Origin of the sequence: Pseudomonas granadensis, from assembly GCF_900105485.1 — a bacterium.
In the GTDB taxonomy this organism is placed as follows: domain Bacteria; phylum Pseudomonadota; class Gammaproteobacteria; order Pseudomonadales; family Pseudomonadaceae; genus Aquipseudomonas; species Aquipseudomonas granadensis.
This window is the reverse complement of sequence record NZ_LT629778.1, coordinates 4884421-4903137: the sequence shown is the minus strand read 5'-3', so window position 1 is coordinate 4903137 and position 18717 is coordinate 4884421. Positions and strand designations below refer to the sequence as shown.

Sequence of the window (18717 nt, the reverse complement as noted above, 5' to 3'; positions counted from 1 at the left end):
TCGATGAAACTCAATGATCTGAGTCCAGCGCCGGGTTCCCGTCGCGAAAAGCATCGTCCGGGCCGTGGTATCGGTAGTGGTTTGGGCAAGACTGGTGGCCGTGGTCACAAAGGTCAGACCTCCCGCTCCGGTGGCACCATTGCTCCAGGCTTTGAAGGCGGTCAACAGCCGCTGCATCGTCGTCTGCCTAAGTTCGGTTTCGTTTCCCTGAAAGCCATGGATCGCGCAGAAGTGCGTCTGTCCGAGCTGGCCAAAGTGGAAGGCGACATCGTTACTGTGCAGTCCCTGAAAGATGCCAACGTGATCAACGTCAACGTGCAGCGTGTGAAAATCATGCTGTCCGGTGAAGTGACTCGCGCTGTCACTATCGGCAAGGGAATCGGCGCCACCAAAGGTGCGCGTGCGGCTATCGAAGCAGCTGGCGGCAAGTTCGAGGAATAAATGGCTAAGCAAGGTGCTCTCTCTGCGCTCGGCAAAGGCGGTATGTCTGAACTCTGGGCTCGTCTGCGTTTTCTGTTCCTGGCGATTATCGTCTACCGAATAGGCGCACACATCCCGGTTCCAGGTATCAACCCGGACCGACTCGCAGACCTGTTTCGACAGAATGAGGGGACCATTCTTAGCTTGTTCAACATGTTCTCCGGCGGTGCGCTGGAACGGATGAGCATCTTTGCACTGGGGATCATGCCGTACATTTCGGCATCGATCATCATGCAGTTGATGACCGCCGTCAGCCCACAGCTGGAGCAGTTGAAGAAGGAAGGTGAAGCTGGCCGTCGCAAGATCAGCCAGTACACCCGCTACCTCACCGTCGCTCTCGCTCTCGTTCAGGCCATTGGCATGTCCATTGGTCTGGCGGGGCAGGGCGTGGCGTTCACTGGTGACTTAGGCTTCCATTTCGTTGCGGTAACCACATTTGTGGCTGGTGCGATGTTCATGATGTGGCTGGGTGAGCAGATTACTGAGCGTGGTGTTGGCAACGGTATCTCGATGTTGATTTTTTCGGGTATCGTCGCCGGTCTTCCGAGAGCAATCGGGCAGTCTTTCGAGTCTGCGCGTCAGGGTGATATCAATATCTTCGCCCTGGTTGCCATCGGTTTGCTGGCAGTAGCGATTATCGGTTTCGTGGTGTTCATTGAGCGTGGCCAGCGTCGTATTGCTGTTCACTACGCCAAGCGTCAGCAGGGCCGCAAGGTCTTCGCTGCGCAGACAAGCCACTTGCCGCTGAAGGTGAACATGGCCGGTGTTATTCCGGCTATTTTCGCGAGCAGCATTTTGCTGTTCCCGGCTTCGTTGGGTGCCTGGTTCGGTCAGTCTGAAGGTATGGGCTGGTTGCAGGACATCTCGCAGTCGATCGCTCCTGGTCAGCCGTTGAATATTCTGCTGTTTAGTGCAGGGATTATTTTCTTCTGCTTCTTCTATACGGCGTTGATGTTCAATCCGAAAGACGTAGCGGAAAACCTGAAGAAGTCCGGTGCCTTTATTCCGGGTATCCGTCCAGGTGAGCAGTCTGCGCGCTACATTGATGGCGTTCTGACTCGTTTGACCCTGTTCGGTGCTCTTTACATGACGGCCGTGTGTCTGTTGCCCCAGTTCCTGGTGGTTGCGGCAAACGTACCGTTCTACCTTGGCGGGACCTCGTTGCTGATCGTGGTCGTGGTTGTGATGGACTTCATGTCCCAAGTACAATCGCACCTCGTTTCGCACCAGTACGAATCCCTGATGAAGAAAGCCAACCTGAAGGGTTACGGCAGCGGCATGTTGCGCTGAGTACCCATAAGGTTCGAGGAGTTGGTGATGAAAGTTCGTGCATCGGTGAAAAAGCTGTGCCGTAACTGCAAGATTATTCGCCGCGAAGGTGTTGTTCGAGTAATTTGCAGCGCGGAACCGCGTCACAAACAGCGCCAAGGCTGAGTGTGATTGTGCTTCAAGCCCGGTAGCTAGTGCGCTACCGGGTTGATTATTTGTTATTACAGCGATATTATCTCGCGCCCTATTTCTTGGCTTCCGGGGCGTAGGTAGCTGTCAATTGGAGTCCCACTGAATGGCCCGTATTGCAGGCGTTAACATTCCAGATAACAAGCATACTGTTATCTCGCTGACCTACATCTATGGTGTTGGTCGCACTACTGCGCAGAAGATCTGTGCAGTGACTGGGGTAAACCCAGCAGCAAAGATCAAAGATCTGAGCGACGAGCAAATTGAACAGCTGCGTGGCGAAGTGGCGAAGTTCACCACTGAAGGTGACCTGCGTCGCGAAATCAACATGAAAATCAAGCGCTTGATGGACCTCGGTTGCTATCGCGGTCTGCGTCATCGTCGTGGTCTGCCAGTACGCGGTCAGCGTACCAAGACCAACGCGCGTACCCGTAAAGGTCCGCGTAAGCCGATCCGCAAGTAATCGCCCCAGCGAATCGACAGGAATTTAATCATGGCAAAACCTGCTGCTCGTCCTCGTAAAAAAGTTAAAAAGACAGTGGTTGATGGCATCGCCCACATCCATGCATCTTTTAACAACACCATCGTGACCATTACCGACCGTCAAGGTAACGCTCTTTCCTGGGCTACCTCCGGTGGTTCGGGTTTCCGCGGTTCCCGCAAGTCCACCCCGTTCGCTGCTCAGGTAGCTGCTGAACGTGCTGGTCAAGCTGCGCTGGAATACGGCCTGAAAAACCTCGACGTCAACGTCAAGGGTCCAGGTCCAGGTCGTGAATCCGCAGTCCGCGCTTTGAACGGCTGTGGCTACAAGATCGCCAGCATCACCGACGTGACGCCAATCCCGCACAACGGGTGCCGTCCGCCGAAGAAGCGCCGCGTGTAATCCAGGAGATTGTAAAGAATGGCTCGTTACATTGGTCCAAAATGCAAACTCGCTCGTCGCGAAGGCACCGATCTCTTCCTGAAGAGCGGCGTGCGCGCGATCGAATCGAAGTGCAACATTGAAGCAGCACCTGGTATCCACGGCCAGCGCCGCGGTCGCCAGTCCGATTACGGCACCCAACTGCGTGAAAAGCAGAAGGTCCGTCGTATCTACGGCGTTCTCGAGCGTCAGTTCAGCGGCTACTACAAAGAAGCTGCTGGCAAGAAAGGTGCAACCGGTGAAAACCTGCTGCAACTGCTCGAATGCCGTCTGGACAACGTTGTATACCGTATGGGCTTTGGTTCGACTCGTGCCGAATCCCGTCAGCTGGTATCGCACAAGTCGATCAGCGTTAACGGTCAGACCGTAAACGTTCCGTCGTATCAGGTTCGTGCTGGTGACGTGGTTGCAGTTCGCGAGAAAGCAAAAAACCAGCTTCGCATTGTCCAAGCTCTCGATCTGTGTGCCCAACGTGGCCGCGTAGAATGGGTAGAAGTAGACACTGAGAAGAAGTCGGGCGTTTTCAAGAACGTTCCTGCTCGCAGTGATCTGTCCGCCGACATCAACGAAAGCCTGATTGTCGAGCTCTACTCCAAGTAAGGGCTAGAAAATAGGTGCATCCATGCAGATTTCGGTAAATGAGTTCCTGACACCCCGCCACATTGATGTGCAGGTTGTCAGTCCAACCCGCGCCAAGATCACTCTCGAGCCTCTCGAGCGTGGTTTTGGCCACACCCTGGGCAACGCGCTGCGCCGCATCCTGTTGTCCTCAATGCCCGGCTGCGCAGTAGTCGAGGCCGAGATTGACGGTGTGCTCCACGAGTACAGCGCCATCGAAGGTGTACAGGAAGACGTAATTGAAATCCTGTTGAACCTTAAAGGTCTGGCCATCAAGCTGCACGGTCGTGACGAAGTTACGCTGACCTTGTCGAAGAAGGGTTCGGGGGTGGTTACCGCTGCCGATATTCAGCTGGATCATGATGTCGAGATCGTTAATCCCGATCACGTAATCGCTAACCTGGCGTCTAACGGCGCCCTGAACATGAAGCTCACCGTAGCTCGTGGTCGTGGTTATGAACCAGCCGACTCGCGTCAGAGCGATGAAGACGAAAGCCGCAGCATCGGTCGCTTGCAGCTCGATTCTTCGTTCAGCCCGGTTCGCCGTATCGCTTACGTGGTGGAAAACGCCCGTGTCGAACAGCGCACCAACCTGGACAAGCTGGTTATTGATCTGGAAACCAACGGTACTCTGGACCCTGAAGAGGCTATCCGTCGCGCTGCAACCATCCTGCAACAGCAGTTGGCTGCGTTCGTCGACCTCAAAGGTGACAGTGAGCCAGTGGTTGTCGAGCAGGAAGACGAGATCGATCCGATCCTGCTTCGCCCGGTTGACGATCTGGAACTGACTGTACGTTCGGCTAACTGCCTTAAGGCGGAAAACATCTACTACATCGGCGACCTGATTCAGCGTACCGAAGTAGAGCTGTTGAAGACTCCGAACCTGGGCAAGAAATCCTTGACTGAAATCAAGGACGTTCTGGCCTCCCGCGGTCTGTCCCTCGGCATGCGCCTCGACAACTGGCCGCCTGCAAGTCTTAAGAAGGACGACAAGGCGACTGCCTGATCGTCGTAATCACCGAACGTAGTGTTTGGTAAGGAATGAACCATGCGTCATCGTAAAAGTGGTCGTCACCTGAGCCGCACCAGCTCGCACCGCAAGGCCATGTTCCAAAACATGGCGGTGTCGCTGTTCGAGCACGAGCTGATCAAAACTACTCTGCCAAAAGCCAAAGAACTGCGCCGGGTTGCCGAGCCGCTGATCACTCTGGCCAAGACAGACAGCCTGGCTAACCGCCGTCTGGCTTTCGACCGTACTCGTTCGAAAGCTATCGTTGGTAAGCTCTTCAACGACCTGGGCAAGCGTTACGCTACCCGTGAGGGTGGCTACCTGCGCATCCTCAAGTGCGGTTTCCGCGCTGGCGACAACGCGCCTATGGCGTACGTCGAGTTGGTTGATCGTGCTACTGCTGGCGAAGCTGTATCCGCCGAGTAAGACGTCAGTCTGATATGAAAAACCGGGCCTAGTGCCCGGTTTTTTGTGTCTCGAAAAAAGCATCATGCATACAAGCTACTATGCTGCTTGAGTCTGCATTATCGACAGGGGGAAATGATCGTTAGTTATTTCCTATTGATGCCTACAGATTAATGCATTAGTAGCTTTCAAGAAGAAGATGAATACTTCCCCTCAAGCTGTTACCTGGCATATCAAAATTGATAGAGGAAGAAGATCACATGACTCAGAACAATACCTTGACCACAGCCAGTGGCGTGCCCGTTGCCGACAACCAGAATTCCCTGACTGCTGGCCCATTGGGTCCAATATTGCTCACTGATTTCCACCTGATTGAAAAGCTTGCGCACTTCAACCGAGAGAATATTCCCGAGCGCCGCGTACACGCCAAGGGCTCAGGTGCCTATGGCACCTTTACTGTGACTTCAGATATCACCCGCTATTCCAAGGCCGATCTGTTCTCGGCAGTTGGCAAGCAGACGCCGACCTTCCTGCGTTTTTCCACTGTCGGCGGTGAGCGTGGCTCGGCAGATACTGCGCGCGATCCGCGTGGTTTTGCGTTGCGGTTCTACACCAACGAGGGAAATTGGGACGTTGTTGGTAACAATACCCCGGTGTTCTTTATCCGCGATCCATTGAAGTTTCCCGATTTCATCCACACGCAAAAGCGTGACCCGCACAGCAATTTGAAGAGTGCCCAAAATGTCTGGGATTTCTGGTCTCATTCGCCGGAAGCCCTCCACCAGATCACCATCCTGTTTTCTGACAGGGGCATTCCAGACGGTTACCGCCATATGCACGGGTTCGGCAGTCACACGTTCAGCCTGATCAACAGTCAGGGCGAGCGTCATTGGGTGAAATGGCACTATAAAACCCGGCAAGGGATCAAGAACCTCGATCCTGCTGTTGCTGCAGAGCTTGCGGGCACTGATCCGGATTACGCTCAACGCGACTTGTTTAATGCAATTGCTCGAGGCGATTTCCCGCAATGGGATGTGTGCATGCAGGTCATGACTGAAGCACAGGCTGCGGCACATCACGACAATCCGTTCGATGTCACCAAAACATGGTCACAGCGGGAGTTTCCGCTGATCAAGGTCGGCATTCTGGAACTGAACCGGAACCCGCAAAACTATCACGCGGAGGTTGAACAGGCCGCGCTCGCACCAAGCAATGTTGTTCCGGGGGTTGGTTTGTCTCCCGACCGCATGCTTCAGGGACGTGTATTTGCCTATGCCGATGCGCAGCGTTATCGAGTCGGTACCAATCATCAGCAGTTACCAGTCAACGCGGCGCGCAGCCCGGTCAATACGTACCAGCGAGACGGCGCCATGGCATCCCCCAGTTATGGGACAGGCGCGCCGAATTACGAGCCGAACAGCTATTCCGGGTCTCCGAAACAGGATCCGAGCTACAGGGAGCCGGCGCTGATGCTCAGCGGTAGCGCGGATCGATATGACCACCGCGTGGACACCGATTATTTCAGCTACGCGGGTGCGCTCTTTCGATTGATGAGTCCTGAACAGCAGACGTTGCTGACCACCAACCTTGCCGGTTCCATGAGTGGCGTCTCTTCCGATGTGATTGACCGGGCACTGATGTACTTTTACCAGGCCGATCCGGCGTATGGAGACGCAATCGCAAAGCTGCTCAACGTACAGCTTAACGAAGTCTAAACGAGAAGCAGAACCGCCCTCATTTGGGCGGTTTTTGCGTTATTTAGCCTACTTTTCTCGGATATTCTTCACTTTTATTGCGTCCGGCGGGGTGACCTTCCGGTCAGGTTGGTTCAAACTACAGACTTTCAAGCAGGGAGATGTAGGGCGATGCAAGGCCACCCAGACGTAATCGATTACCTCAACACGTTGCTGACCGGCGAACTGGCCGCGCGTGACCAATATTTTGTTCATTCGCGGATGTATGAGGACTGGGGGTTCACCAAGCTCTACGAGCGAATCAACCACGAGATGGAAGAAGAAGCCGGCCACGCCGACGCGTTGATGCGGCGTATTCTGATGCTCGAAGGCACGCCGCGCATGCGTCCGGATGATCTTGATGTAGGCACCACAGTGCCGACCATGCTCGAAGCGGATCTGCGTCTCGAATACAAGGTTCGCGCTGCGCTGTGCAAAGGCATCGAGCTGTGCGAGCAACACAAGGATTACGTCAGCCGCGAGATCCTGCGGGTTCAGCTCAATGACACCGAAGAAGATCACACCTACTGGCTGGAAAAGCAGTTGGGGCTGATCAAGCTCATCGGTCTCGAGAACTACCTGCAATCCCACGCGTCCTGATGTCTTCGATGTAAAAAAGCCCCTGTCACTTCAACAGTGCCAGGGGCTTTTTCATGCCTGGCGTTTACGCCCGGTCGCGGATCAACAGCGGCTTGAGGTAATGACCTGTATGAGATTGCTTCATCTCGGCCACTTCCTCCGGCGTACCGGTGGCAATGATTTGCCCGCCCTTGGAACCGCCTTCCGGCCCGAGGTCGACCAGCCAGTCGGCAGTCTTGATCACATCGAGGTTGTGCTCGATCACCACCACCGTGTTGCCGTGATCACGCAGGCGATGCAGCACGTCGAGCAATTGCTGGATATCGGCGAAGTGCAGACCGGTGGTCGGCTCGTCGAGGATATACAGGGTTTTGCCGGTATCACGCTTGGACAGCTCGCGAGACAACTTGACCCGCTGCGCTTCACCGCCCGATAGCGTGGTCGCCGACTGCCCGAGCTTGATGTACGACAGGCCAACATCCATCAGTGTCTGCAGCTTGCGCGCCAGCGCCGGCACCGCGTCGAAGAATTCGCGGGCTTCCTCGATGGTCATCTCGAGGGTTTCGTGAATGCTCTTGCCCTTGTATTTGATCTCAAGGGTTTCGCGGTTATAGCGCTTGCTCTTGCACACGTCGCACGGCACATAGATGTCCGGGAGGAAGTGCATCTCCACCTTGATCAGGCCATCGCCCTGGCAGGCTTCGCAACGACCGCCCTTGACGTTGAACGAGAAACGCCCCGGCCCGTAGCCGCGTGAACGCGACTCCGGCACGCCGGCGAACAGTTCGCGAATCGGCGTGAACAGCCCGGTATACGTTGCCGGGTTGGACCGCGGTGTTCGGCCGATGGGGCTCTGGTCGATATCGACGACCTTGTCCAGGTGCTCAAGGCCCTTGATGCTGTCATGTGCGGCTGCTTCCAGCGTGGTCGCACCGTTGAGCGCGGTGGCGCTCAGCGGGAACAGCGTGTTGTTGATCAGTGTCGACTTGCCCGAGCCGGACACGCCGGTTACGCATGTAAGCAGGCCGATCGGAATGTCAAGATCGACGTTGCGCAGGTTGTTGCCGCGCGCGCCTCTGAGCGACAGGTTGAGCTTCTTGTTGCGTGGCGTGCGCTTGGCCGGCACTTCGATCTTCACTCGGCCCGAGAGGTATTTACCAGTCAGGGAATCCGGGTGCGCCATGACTTCGTCCGGCGTGCCTTCGGCGACGATCTGCCCGCCGTGTACACCGGCGCCCGGGCCGATATCCACGACATAGTCAGCCAGACGAATCGCGTCTTCGTCGTGCTCGACCACAATCACTGTGTTGCCGATATCGCGCAGGTGCTTGAGGGTGCCGAGGAGACGGTCGTTATCGCGTTGATGCAGGCCGATGGACGGTTCATCGAGGATGTACAAGACGCCCACGAGACCCGCACCGATCTGGCTGGCCAGACGAATCCGTTGCGCCTCGCCACCGGAAAGGGTGTCGGCACTGCGATCCAGCGACAGGTAATCGAGCCCGACGTTGACCAGAAACTGTAGGCGCTCGCGAATCTCCTTGAGGATCTTGTCGGCGATCTCACCGCGGCGGCCGGTCATCTTCAGGTCGGCGAAGTACTCGCAGGCATCGCCGATCGGCAGGTTGGTCACGGCCGGCAGGGTTTTCTCGCCTACCCACACGTGTCGCGCTTCACGACGCAGGCGGGTGCCGCGGCAGTCCGGGCAAGCCTGGTGGCTGAGGAACTTGGCCAGCTCTTCGCGTACGCTTGCCGACTCGGTCTCTCGGTAGCGGCGCTCGAGATTCGGCACGATGCCTTCGAACGGGTGCGAACGCTTGACGATATCGCCCCGGTCGTTGAGGTATTTGAAGTCGACATTCTGCGAACCACTGCCGTGCAGGATGTTTTTCTGCTGCTCGGCGGTCAGTTCGTTGAAAGGCTTGTCGAGGCTGAACTTGTAGTGCGAAGCCAGCGAGCCAAGCATCTGGAAGTAATAGACGTTGCGCCGGTCCCAACCGCGGATGGCACCTTCGGCCAAGGTCAGCTCACCGTTGACCAGGCGCTTGATATCGAAGAATTGCTTCACCCCCAGGCCATCACAGGTCGGGCAGGCGCCGGCCGGGTTGTTGAAGGAAAACAGCTTGGGTTCCAGCTCACTGATCGCATGGCCGCAGATCGGGCAGGCGAAGCGCGCGGAGAAGATCATTTCTTCGCCGGGCTCGTCATCCATCGGTGCCACCAGGGCAATGCCGTCGGCCAGCTTCAGCGCGGTCTCGAACGACTCGGCCAGACGCTGTTGCAGATCGGCGCGGACCTTGAAACGGTCGACGATCACGTCGATCGAGTGCTTCTTCTGTTTATCCAGCTTCGGCAGTTCGTCGAGTTCGCAGATGCGCCCATTGACCCGAGCGCGGACAAAGCCCTGCGCACGCAGTTCTTCGAAGACCGACAGATGTTCACCTTTGCGCTCGCGGATCACCGGCGCCAGCAACATCAGTTTGCTGCCTTCCGGCTGGGCCAGCACCAGATCGACCATCTGGCTGACGGTCTGCGCCTCCAGCGGAATGTCGTGATCCGGGCAGCGCGGCGTACCGACGCGGGCGTAGAGCAGGCGCAGGTAGTCGTAGATTTCGGTGATGGTACCGACCGTCGAGCGCGGGTTGTGGGAGGTCGACTTCTGCTCGATGGAGATCGCCGGCGACAGGCCTTCGATGGTGTCGACGTCGGGTTTTTCCATCATTGACAGGAACTGTCGGGCGTAGGCCGACAGCGATTCGACATAGCGGCGCTGGCCCTCGGCATACAGCGTGTCGAACGCCAGGGACGACTTGCCGGATCCGGACAGGCCGGTGATGACAATCAGTTTGTCCCGTGGCAGGGTCAGGTCGATGTTCTTCAGGTTGTGGGTACGGGCCCCACGTATCAGGATCTTGTCCAAAGTGGCCTCGCTTGGCGGGCGGCGAAAACGTAGGAGTATACGGCCAAATACTGGATGGATGCACACTATCACTCGAAGGGCGTTTTACCGTTCATGAAGAGAGTTTCATCTATACGCGTCATAGCGTCGCGATATACCCCGTCTTCCGATGGGACTGGTAGAATCGCCGCCGGTTCACACGAGGTTTTTCCATGCACGATCCCCACAGCGAACGCATGAGTGGCAGCGAGACCCGCGCGGCGAGCGGTCTGGCCCTGGTGTTCGCCTTCCGTATGCTGGGCATGTTCATGGTGTTGCCGGTACTGGCGACCTATGGCATGGATCTGGCGGGCGCGACCCCGGCCCTGATCGGGCTGGCGATCGGCGCTTACGGCCTGACCCAGGCGATTTTCCAGATTCCGTTCGGGATCATTTCCGACCGCATCGGCCGCCGTCCGGTGATTTATCTGGGACTGATCGTCTTTGCCCTCGGTAGTGTCCTGGCCTCGCAGGCTGATTCGATCTGGGGCGTGATTGCCGGGCGGATCCTGCAAGGTGCCGGGGCGATTTCCGCAGCGGTGATGGCGCTGCTGTCCGACCTGACCCGCGAACAACACCGCACCAAAGCCATGGCGATGATCGGCATGACCATCGGCCTGTCGTTCGCCGTGGCCATGGTGGTCGGGCCGTTGCTGACCCGTGCCTTCGGGCTGTCGGGGTTGTTCCTTGCCACTGGCGGCATGGCGCTGGTCGGTATCCTCATCATCATGTTCATGGTGCCGCGCTCCACCGGGCCGCTGCAGCATCGTGAATCCGGGGTGGCGCGGCAGGCATTGCTGCCGACGCTCAAGCATCCGGACCTGCTGCGCCTCGACCTGGGCATCTTTGTGTTACATGCCATGTTGATGTCGAGCTTCGTCGCCTTGCCGCTGGCGCTGGTGGAAAAAGCCGGCCTGCCCAAGGAGCAGCACTGGTGGGTCTACCTCACCGCGCTGGTGATTTCCTTCTTCGCCATGATCCCTTTCATCATCTATGGCGAGAAGCGACGCAAAATGAAACGAGTTTTGCTCGGTGCCGTCATGACACTGATGCTGACTGAACTATTCTTCTGGCAGTTCGGCGACAGCCTGCGCGCTCTGGTGATCGGCACGGTGGTGTTCTTCACCGCGTTCAATCTGCTGGAGGCTTCGTTGCCGTCGCTGATCAGCAAGGTTTCACCGGCGGGCGGCAAGGGCACGGCCATGGGCGTGTACTCCACCAGCCAGTTCCTCGGTTCGGCACTCGGCGGGATACTCGGCGGCTGGCTGTTTCAGCATGGCGGTCTGTCGGTTGTGTTCCTTGGATGTGCCGGGCTGGCTGCACTTTGGCTGGCCTTTGCTGTTACCATGCGCGAACCTCCCTACGTGACGAGCCTGCGCTTGCCGTTGTCGCCCGAAGCGATCCGCGAAGCGGGTCTGGTCGAGCGTCTCAAGGCCCTCGTAGGGGTAACGGATGCAGTGATAGTCGCTGACGAGGCGGCTGTTTACATCAAACTGGACAAAGAATTAGTGGATCGCGACACCCTCGAACGCCTGGTGAACAACCCGGCCGGGGCTGCGTGCTAAGCCTAGGAGAACGTTATGGCCCGTGGGGTTAACAAAGTCATATTGGTCGGCACTTGCGGCCAGGATCCCGAAGTTCGCTACCTGCCTAACGGTAACGCCGTGACCAACCTGAGTCTGGCCACCAGCGAACAATGGACCGACAAGCAAACCGGTCAGAAGGTCGAGAAGACCGAGTGGCACCGTGTTTCGATGTTCGGCAAGGTTGCCGAAATCGCCGGCGAATACCTGCGCAAGGGTTCGCAGGTGTACATCGAAGGCAAGCTGCAGACCCGTGAATGGGAAAAAGACGGTATCAAGCGTTACACCACTGAAATCGTGGTCGACATGCAAGGCACCATGCAACTGCTCGGCGGCCGTCCACAACAGGGCGACCAGCAAGGCGGCGGCAACAACTACCAGCAGCAGGCGCCACGTCAGCAGGCTCCACGCCCGCAGCAGTCGGCACCCCAGCAGCGTTCGGCGCCGCCAGCGCCACAGCAGGCCGCACCGCAACCGGCTCCGGATTTCGACAGTTTCGATGACGATATTCCGTTCTGATTTGCTGCTGTATCCGCTGTAAATGAAAAGGCCCATCGCATTGCGCGACGGGCCTTTTTTGTGCCGCAAATCCAAGGTTGCGTTCGATCCCACATGGGGATTGGTGTTCTAGTCGAGGATGAGGTGGGGCAGGAAGCGACTGGAGTCTTTTGTGATCAGGCTGTTGTCCTCTCGCACGCCAATCCCGGCCGCCTCATCACCGATCACCCACGAGCCGATCAGCGTGTAGCTGTCGCCAAACTTCGGCAACGGCGCAAACTCCTGCAGGATAAATGGCGCATCGGTGTAGGGCCCGTCCTCTTTGACGATTATCCCTTCGGCGGTTTGCAGCTCGATGTTGGCGCCTTCGCGGGAAAAGTACGGCTTGCGCACCCAGCCTTTCGGCACTGCACTCTGCGGATTCGGATCGAGATGCGCGGCCAGCAGATTCGGGTGGCCCTTGTGCATCTCCCACAACAAGGGCAACACGCCTTTGTTGGACAGAATCGCTTTCCACGCCGGTTCGAAGAACTGCGTGTCGCATTCGGCAATCGCTGCGCCGAACGGTTCGTGGAAGATGAATTCCCAGGCATGCAGTTTGAACAGGTGCGGGATCCAGCGATCCTCCAGGTCGACAAAGCGACCCTCGGCCGTCAGGCCGATGTCTTCGATATCAATGTGCCGCGACTCGATGCCGACCTTTTCCGCGATCAGGCGCAGGTAATCGGTGGTGCCCTTGTCTTCGACCGAAGCTTTCATTGACGCGAAATAGAATGGACGCTTGAGCTGCAGTTCGGCGAAGGCCTGGTGCAGTTTGGTGTCGATACTGTTGAACTGGTCGGCATGGCGCGGCAGCGTGCCGCGCTCGATGCACTGTTCCAGCCAGCCCCACTGAAACGCTGCGGCTTCGTAGAGGCTGGTCGGCGTGTCGTAATTGAGTTCAAGCAGTTTCGCCGGGCCGTTGCCGCTGTAGGAAAAGTCCATGCGCCCGTACAGATGCGGGTGACCTTCCAGCCAGGATGTGCGGATCATGTCGTAGTACGAGGGCGGAACGCTCAGGCGGTCCAGCAGTTCTTCGCTGTGCACAACGCGGTCGACCAGGTCCATGCACATCTCGTGCAGTTCGGTGGTCGGGTCCTCGAGATCGTTTTCGATCTGCGCCAGGGTGAACTGGTAATACGCGCTTTCGTCCCAGTACGGCTCGTCGTCGATGGTATGGAACATAAAGCCGAGGCTCTCGGCGGTGCGCTTCCAGTCGGGCCGCTCGGCGCAGGCAATTTTCTTCATGATCAGCTGCTCGAGCGCCCGGAACTGCTGCCCCAACCACCCCAGCCGCTGCGGGCACTGGACTGGCTGCCGAAGCCGCCACGGGACGTCGAAGAAGCCACGTTGACCGGTTTGCTCTTGCTGGTTTCGTAGTCCGGTTGGCTGCGCGCCGTCGTTTCGGCTCGGCGGTACTGTGTCGAGGTGTTGTACGTCTGGCGGGTGTCGCGATCACGATAAACCGTGCGATTGGCGTTGTTGCTCATGGCGTTGCCGATCAGCCAACCGGTGAGCCAGCCACTGCCGCCGCCACCACCACTGGATTGTTGCGAAGTGGTTTGCGCATTCTGCGCGGTGGTGTCACCGGCAGGCATTTGTGCGTTGGCGATGGCGTCGAGGTTCTGTGGGACTTCAACATTTTGCGCGACCTTGAAGCCGCCGAGTTTCGGCACGAAGCGGCCATCGGAATTTTTCTGACACCAGTCAGCGGCGAAATCCGCATCGCAGTTGGCCTTGTCGTCGTACACCGGTGCGATGCGCCGGTGTTCGGTCAATGCTGCGACGTAAGCGTTGGAGCAGACCTCGGCGGCCACTTCGGCATCGACGCATTGCTCGACGCTCTGGAAGCTGCGCGGTTGATCGGCGGCGCTCACCTGGCCGGAAATGGCCATGGCCACCGAGGCGGCGAGGGACAACTGAACGTATGTGCTGCGTTTCATCGAAGGCTTCCTGCCGATCAGTTGGACGGGGTCATGCAGGCGGCATTGAGCATGCCGACACTGATTGCCACCGCAGCCACATAAATGCCAGCAGCCACTTCGCCATTGGCGATGCGCTGAGAGGTGCCCTTGAGCACCATCCCTGTTGCGACGAACGCCAGCAATTGCGCGACGGCGGCAATGACCGCCCAGAGTATGAAGTCGAGCACGTTGACCGAATAAGCGATCACGTTGCTGGCAGGAATAGCAAAACCGATGATCGCGCCGGACAGTGCGATAGCGGCGGCGGTATTGCCGGCGCGGATCAGCTCGAATTCCTTGTGCGCGGTGATGCGCGTATAGACGAATTGAAACAGCATGAACAGCAGTACGGCGCCGATCAGATAAACGACGAAACCGACCAGCGCGGTCTTGTTCAGGGAAACGGCCAACACTTCCAGCATGAAAAACTTCCTTTTTAAATGGCGCTCAAATCAGTCGTGTACAGCGAGATGCCCAGCGAAGTGCTCAGGCTGACGGTGCCTTCTTCGTCCTGTTCGACGGAGAACAGCAGCAATTCGCGGCGATCGGTCAATCCAGTGTCGCGCGCGTAGAGCATCGAATGGTGATTGATGGTGTAGCTTTCGTCCGGGTTGACCACGTGTTCGGTCATCGGTACCAGCTCGGTCTGGCCCTGTTCGGTGCCCCATTCGCGGGTGTAGGCGACGCCTTCGTGGGTGTAGTTCGGCAAACCGATCTGGCTGTTCGGGCCGGCCAGACGTTGCAGTTCGGCGTCACTGTTGACGGTCATGTAACTGAGGTAATTGAACAGCGTGACGGATTCGATCTGGTCTTCACCGGTGACGTGGATCTGCACCCAGAAATCTTCGTCGTTCATGTAATAGCGGTGCAGTTTGTTGGATTGGCCGAGGTCGACCCAGCCCGCGCTCCAGACTGCCTGATCAAAGGGTACCCGCACCGAAGTCGAGCCCTCGAGCAGCAAGGCCAGAGTCGTGTCGAAACGCACGCCTTTGCCCTGCGCCATCCCGAGCGGGCCGCTGGCCACGTTTGCAGTTGGCGCAGCCGTCTGCCAGTTGCTGGTGCCCAGCAAATCTTTAAACCATCCCATGGGTACGTTCCTTGAAGCGGGTGGACGTGTTCGTTGGCGAAAAAGTGGCGCTAGTGTACCGGGCGCAGCGGCGAACGAGCAGAGGCAATTTCACGCCGGAAATCATGTAGGAGTGAGCGTGCTCGCGATGGCGGCGGTTCAGACAACATTGATGTTGAATGTACCGGCCTCATCGCGAGCAGGCTCACTCCTGCAAGGGTTTTGCGCGGGTGTTATTGAGCGGATTTCTGCTTCAGGCGCTCAAGAATCGCATTGGCGCTGCCTTCGTTCGGCGTGATGCCGGCGTCGCGCAGTTTGCGTTCCAGATCGTTGCCGGTCGAAGCGTCGGCCAGTTCGTCGGCAGCGCTCAGTTCAGCGGCGCGTTGCTGCTGCTTGGCTTGCAGACGGTTCAGGGTGCCGACGGCGGTTTCCAGCTTGCCGTTGGCGCCACCGCTGGCGATGGAAGCGCTGACTTGAGCTTTTTGCACGCTGTCCCGGGCCTTGGCCATGTCCACTTGCTGGCGCAGGCTCTTGATCCGCGACTCGGCCTTGCTGATGTCCTTGCGCATGTTGTCGGCGTAGGCGCCGAATTCATCGCTGAGCTTCTTCTCGGCGTTCAGGTCGTTGGTCAGGGTCGAGATCGCTTCGGCGACTTCCAGCGCCAGGTCTTCGCGACCAGCGTTCAGCGCCGAGACGGCCTTGGCTTCGAGGTCCTTGATCTTGGCGTCGTACTCGCTGACGCGGTCGGCGGCCAGTTTGTGCTTGGCCATGATGGTGACCAGTTCGCGACGGGCGTTGGACAGCGCGGTGTCGGCGTCGCGGATTTCCTGATCAAGGATGCGCAGGGCCTGCTGGTCGGCGATGGCTTCGCCGACTTCATTGGCGCCGCCGCGCAGTGCGGTGAACAACTTGCTCCAGATGGACTGAGTCATTGGATATTCCCTGTTGATTACTTGAAGAAGTGTTCGAAGGCTTCGCTGGCGCGCTGCACGTTGTCGACCAGGGTTTTCACCTCGGTGACGATGTTGGTCAGGCTCGAGTCGGCGCTGAGGGCGCCAAACATGTTGTAAACGGTCTGCCCGTTGGGCATCGACTCGATGCCGATCGACGACAGCGGGAACATTTCCCGGCTGCGCAGCACGGCGTCGTTGAAGGCCTGGATGTTGCTGATCGAATCGACATCCACCAATACGGTGTCGACGATGATCTGCTGGCCAGCCAGGGCGATGTGAATCGGCAGACCGCCGAATTCGTTCATTTCCAGCTTGATGCTCGGCTCGGAGCTCTGGATCAGCGACAGCGTGATTTCTTGCGAAGCCACCTCGTCCAGAGCCTTGAGGGCGTTGAAGAGGCTATCGATGGTCCAGTTGTTGCCTGCGCTCATGTAATTCTCCGACATGAATGAGCCAGCCAGAATCGGTTGGCGTAGCTGTTGCTCCATTTGCTTGAGCAAGCTTCGGTTTTCCGGAAGCACCCAAGTTTCGTGTTTCACATAACCGGCAGCCGCCAGGCCCGCGCGCATCTGCTTCATGTAAAAGCTCGATGGTTTCTTTGCGGAGGTTTTGGCGCGCTCGCCTTTCGAGCTTGCTGCGGCGTGCGCCTTCGTGCGGCTTGTCATGGCTGAAATCCGGTTATGAATGTCTCACGCGTGGGCCACACTACAACCAATCCAAAGTGCCATCAATGACTCACGCGTGAGATTTTCATGACAGGTGCAAAAGGCCCGCAACGCGGCGGGCCAGTGGACATTGCAGTTGTTGCTAGGCGTTGCTGTGCAGGAATTCGTCAGTCGACACCACGCTGGCGTAAGCGAAACCCAGCGCCGACATGAACGCGGCGTGGACATGCGCGGCCGGCACGGTCAGGCCGTTGAACTCCAGATCACGGCTGGCGCAGGCGTCGTGAACGACCGTGACGGTGTAACCCATGTCTGCCGCTGCGCGAGTGATGCCATCGACGCACATGTGGCTCATGCTGCCGACCACGATCAGCTCAGTGATGCCTTTGTCGTCGAGGACCGCTTTCAGATCGGTTTCGCGGAACGAGTTGACGAAGTGCTTGAGCACCACCGGTTCGTCGGCACGGTTGAGCACTTTCGGATGCAGTTTGGCGCCGTCTGAACCTGGGGTGAAAAACGGCGCGTCAGGCGACGTGAATTCGTGGCGAATGTGCACCACCGAATCGCCCGCCTCGCGGAAGGCTCCGATCAGTCGGGCGGCATTGTCGGCAGCGGCGTCGGCACCGGCCAACGGCCACTTGCCTTGAGGGAAGTAGTCATTCTGGATATCGACTACGATGAGCGCTTGCTTGGCCATGGGTGTTTCCTCGATGTGCTGGCTGGAAGTGACTCCAGTATTGGCGCTGATAAGCGATTCGAGGATTGGCCGCACCGACAATAGACAGGGGAAAACTGACAATGGGCGCAGAAAACGCCGCCATCGCTGAACTCGGTGTGCTGATTTATCCCGGCGCGCAGATGGCGGCGGTGCATGGGCTGACGGACCTGTTTGCGGTGGCCAACCGGATTGCTGCCGAGCAGCAGGCTACACAATTGCCAATGCTGCGGGTCAGCCACTGGCAGGTCGAAGGCGATCAGCCGCCGGTGCGTATTTACGCCAGTCTTGCGGGCGATGAATCCAGTTTGCAGGCCGTGCTGATTCCGCCGTCGATCAGTGGCTTTTCGGCGGCGCACATGCCGACTCGGCTGATGCAATGGCTACGTGATCAGCACGCAAGCGGGGCAACGCTGGGCGGGGTCTGCGTGGGTTCGCTGATGCTCGCCGAAAGCGGCTTGCTCGATGGCCGCAGCGCCACGGTGCACTGGACCGCGGCGCAGGGCTTCAGCGAACGCCACCCGAAAATCCAGCTCAAGGCCGACACGCCGATTGTCGACGATGGTGACCTGATCACCACGGCCGGGCTGATGGCCTGGTCGGAACTGGGCCTGCGCCTGGTCAACCGCTTGCTCGGGCCGAGCATCGCCACCCGCACCGCGCATTTTCTGGTGATGGAACACAGCGACAGTGCCAGCGCCTGTGGCAGCAATTTCGCGCCGATTCTCAGCCATGGCGACGCGGCGATTCTCAAGGTCCAGCACTGGCTGCAAAGCACCGGCGCGACTGATGTTTCGTTAACCGCGATGGCTGAGCGGGCAGTGTTGGAGGAACGCACGTTTCTGCGCCGGTTTCGTGCCGCGACCGGGTTGAAGCCGACCGAGTATTGCCAACATCTGCGGGTGGGCAAGGCGCGGGAGATGTTGGAGTTCAGCAATGGCACGATCGATCACATTGCGTGGACGGTGGGCTATCAGGATCCCGGCGCGTTTCGCGCGATTTTCAAGAAGATTACCGGGCTGACGCCGAGTGATTATCGGGGGCGGTTTGGCCTGTCCCGTTAGTCAAACCAACGACCATCCAATGTAGGAG

At 58.2% G+C, this 18717-nt stretch carries 21 protein-coding genes; 13 read left to right on the top strand and 8 right to left on the bottom strand.

Features of this window, described 5'->3' with window-relative positions:
* Positions 1–3 precede the first annotated feature (3 nt).
* The 10 genes from rplO to bfr all read left to right on the top strand — a co-directional run bounded on the left by rplO (position 4) and on the right by bfr (position 7225).
* Complete coding sequence (rplO, locus tag BLU52_RS21800) at positions 4–441, top strand: 50S ribosomal protein L15 (protein ID WP_003228720.1); 438 nt, start codon at positions 4–6, stop codon at positions 439–441.
* Complete coding sequence (secY, locus tag BLU52_RS21795) at positions 442–1770, top strand: preprotein translocase subunit SecY (RefSeq protein WP_090286770.1); 1329 nt, start codon at positions 442–444, stop codon at positions 1768–1770.
* 27 nt (positions 1771–1797) lie between these two features.
* Positions 1798–1914, top strand: a complete 117-nt coding sequence (gene rpmJ / locus BLU52_RS21790) for a 50S ribosomal protein L36 (RefSeq protein WP_002555468.1) — start codon at positions 1798–1800, stop codon at positions 1912–1914.
* A gap of 130 nt (positions 1915–2044) precedes the next feature.
* Positions 2045–2401, top strand: a complete 357-nt coding sequence (gene rpsM, locus BLU52_RS21785) for a 30S ribosomal protein S13 (RefSeq protein ID WP_003186020.1) — start codon at positions 2045–2047, stop codon at positions 2399–2401.
* A gap of 30 nt (positions 2402–2431) precedes the next feature.
* Positions 2432–2821: a 30S ribosomal protein S11 gene (gene rpsK / locus BLU52_RS21780; protein ID WP_002555466.1), complete on the top strand. Its 390-nt coding sequence runs from the start codon at positions 2432–2434 to the stop codon at positions 2819–2821.
* 18 nt (positions 2822–2839) lie between these two features.
* Positions 2840–3460, top strand: a complete 621-nt coding sequence (rpsD, locus tag BLU52_RS21775; RefSeq protein ID WP_003176404.1) for a 30S ribosomal protein S4 — start codon at positions 2840–2842, stop codon at positions 3458–3460.
* 22 nt (positions 3461–3482) lie between these two features.
* A complete protein-coding gene (locus tag BLU52_RS21770) occupies positions 3483–4484 on the top strand; it encodes a DNA-directed RNA polymerase subunit alpha (RefSeq protein ID WP_003186012.1) in 1002 nt (333 codons plus the stop codon).
* Between the two features lie 42 nt (positions 4485–4526).
* Positions 4527–4913 carry a 50S ribosomal protein L17 gene (gene rplQ / locus BLU52_RS21765; RefSeq protein ID WP_003176402.1) on the top strand — a complete coding sequence of 129 codons (387 nt, stop codon included), beginning with the start codon at positions 4527–4529 and terminating at the stop codon, positions 4911–4913.
* A 239-nt stretch (positions 4914–5152) separates the two neighbouring features.
* Positions 5153–6607, top strand: coding sequence for a catalase (locus tag BLU52_RS21760; RefSeq protein ID WP_090286768.1), 1455 nt, complete (start codon positions 5153–5155; stop codon positions 6605–6607).
* A 150-nt stretch (positions 6608–6757) separates the two neighbouring features.
* Complete coding sequence (gene bfr / locus BLU52_RS21755; RefSeq protein ID WP_016772947.1) at positions 6758–7225, top strand: bacterioferritin; 468 nt, start codon at positions 6758–6760, stop codon at positions 7223–7225.
* Positions 7226–7289: 64 nt separating this feature from the next.
* On the opposite strand, the gene uvrA is transcribed toward bfr, so the two are convergent.
* Positions 7290–10124, bottom strand: a complete 2835-nt coding sequence (gene uvrA, locus BLU52_RS21750; RefSeq protein ID WP_090286766.1) for an excinuclease ABC subunit UvrA — start codon at positions 10122–10124, stop codon at positions 7290–7292.
* A gap of 191 nt (positions 10125–10315) precedes the next feature.
* Between uvrA and BLU52_RS21745 the strand changes: the two genes are divergently transcribed.
* Together BLU52_RS21745 and BLU52_RS21740 are read left to right on the top strand one after the other, a co-directional pair.
* Positions 10316–11707 (top strand): MFS transporter, encoded by a 1392-nt coding sequence (locus tag BLU52_RS21745; RefSeq protein WP_090286764.1) that lies wholly within the window; start codon positions 10316–10318, stop codon positions 11705–11707.
* Positions 11708–11722: 15 nt separating this feature from the next.
* Positions 11723–12244, top strand: a complete 522-nt coding sequence (locus BLU52_RS21740; RefSeq protein ID WP_042610650.1) for a single-stranded DNA-binding protein — start codon at positions 11723–11725, stop codon at positions 12242–12244.
* Positions 12245–12352: 108 nt separating this feature from the next.
* Here BLU52_RS21740 and BLU52_RS21735 read toward each other — a convergent pair whose 3' ends face one another.
* The 7 genes from BLU52_RS21735 to BLU52_RS21705 all read right to left on the bottom strand — a co-directional run bounded on the left by BLU52_RS21735 (position 12353) and on the right by BLU52_RS21705 (position 17607).
* Positions 12353–13510, bottom strand: coding sequence for a glutathionylspermidine synthase family protein (locus tag BLU52_RS21735; RefSeq protein WP_090286762.1), 1158 nt, complete (start codon positions 13508–13510; stop codon positions 12353–12355).
* A gap of 2 nt (positions 13511–13512) precedes the next feature.
* A complete protein-coding gene (locus tag BLU52_RS21730) occupies positions 13513–14205 on the bottom strand; it encodes a DUF1190 domain-containing protein (protein WP_090286760.1) in 693 nt (230 codons plus the stop codon).
* A gap of 17 nt (positions 14206–14222) precedes the next feature.
* Positions 14223–14648 carry a DUF350 domain-containing protein gene (locus tag BLU52_RS21725; protein ID WP_090286758.1) on the bottom strand — a complete coding sequence of 142 codons (426 nt, stop codon included), beginning with the start codon at positions 14646–14648 and terminating at the stop codon, positions 14223–14225.
* A gap of 14 nt (positions 14649–14662) precedes the next feature.
* On the bottom strand, positions 14663–15313 hold the full coding sequence (locus BLU52_RS21720; protein WP_090286756.1) for a DUF2491 family protein: 651 nt from the start codon (positions 15311–15313) through the stop codon (positions 14663–14665).
* A gap of 212 nt (positions 15314–15525) precedes the next feature.
* Complete coding sequence (locus BLU52_RS21715) at positions 15526–16224, bottom strand: PspA/IM30 family protein (protein WP_090286755.1); 699 nt, start codon at positions 16222–16224, stop codon at positions 15526–15528.
* 17 nt (positions 16225–16241) lie between these two features.
* Positions 16242–16823: a YjfI family protein gene (locus BLU52_RS21710; protein WP_231987988.1), complete on the bottom strand. Its 582-nt coding sequence runs from the start codon at positions 16821–16823 to the stop codon at positions 16242–16244.
* 229 nt (positions 16824–17052) lie between these two features.
* Positions 17053–17607 carry a cysteine hydrolase family protein gene (locus BLU52_RS21705; protein WP_090286751.1) on the bottom strand — a complete coding sequence of 185 codons (555 nt, stop codon included), beginning with the start codon at positions 17605–17607 and terminating at the stop codon, positions 17053–17055.
* A gap of 101 nt (positions 17608–17708) precedes the next feature.
* Between BLU52_RS21705 and BLU52_RS21700 the strand changes: the two genes are divergently transcribed.
* On the top strand, positions 17709–18689 hold the full coding sequence (locus BLU52_RS21700; RefSeq protein WP_090286749.1) for a GlxA family transcriptional regulator: 981 nt from the start codon (positions 17709–17711) through the stop codon (positions 18687–18689).
* Positions 18690–18717 lie beyond the last annotated feature (28 nt).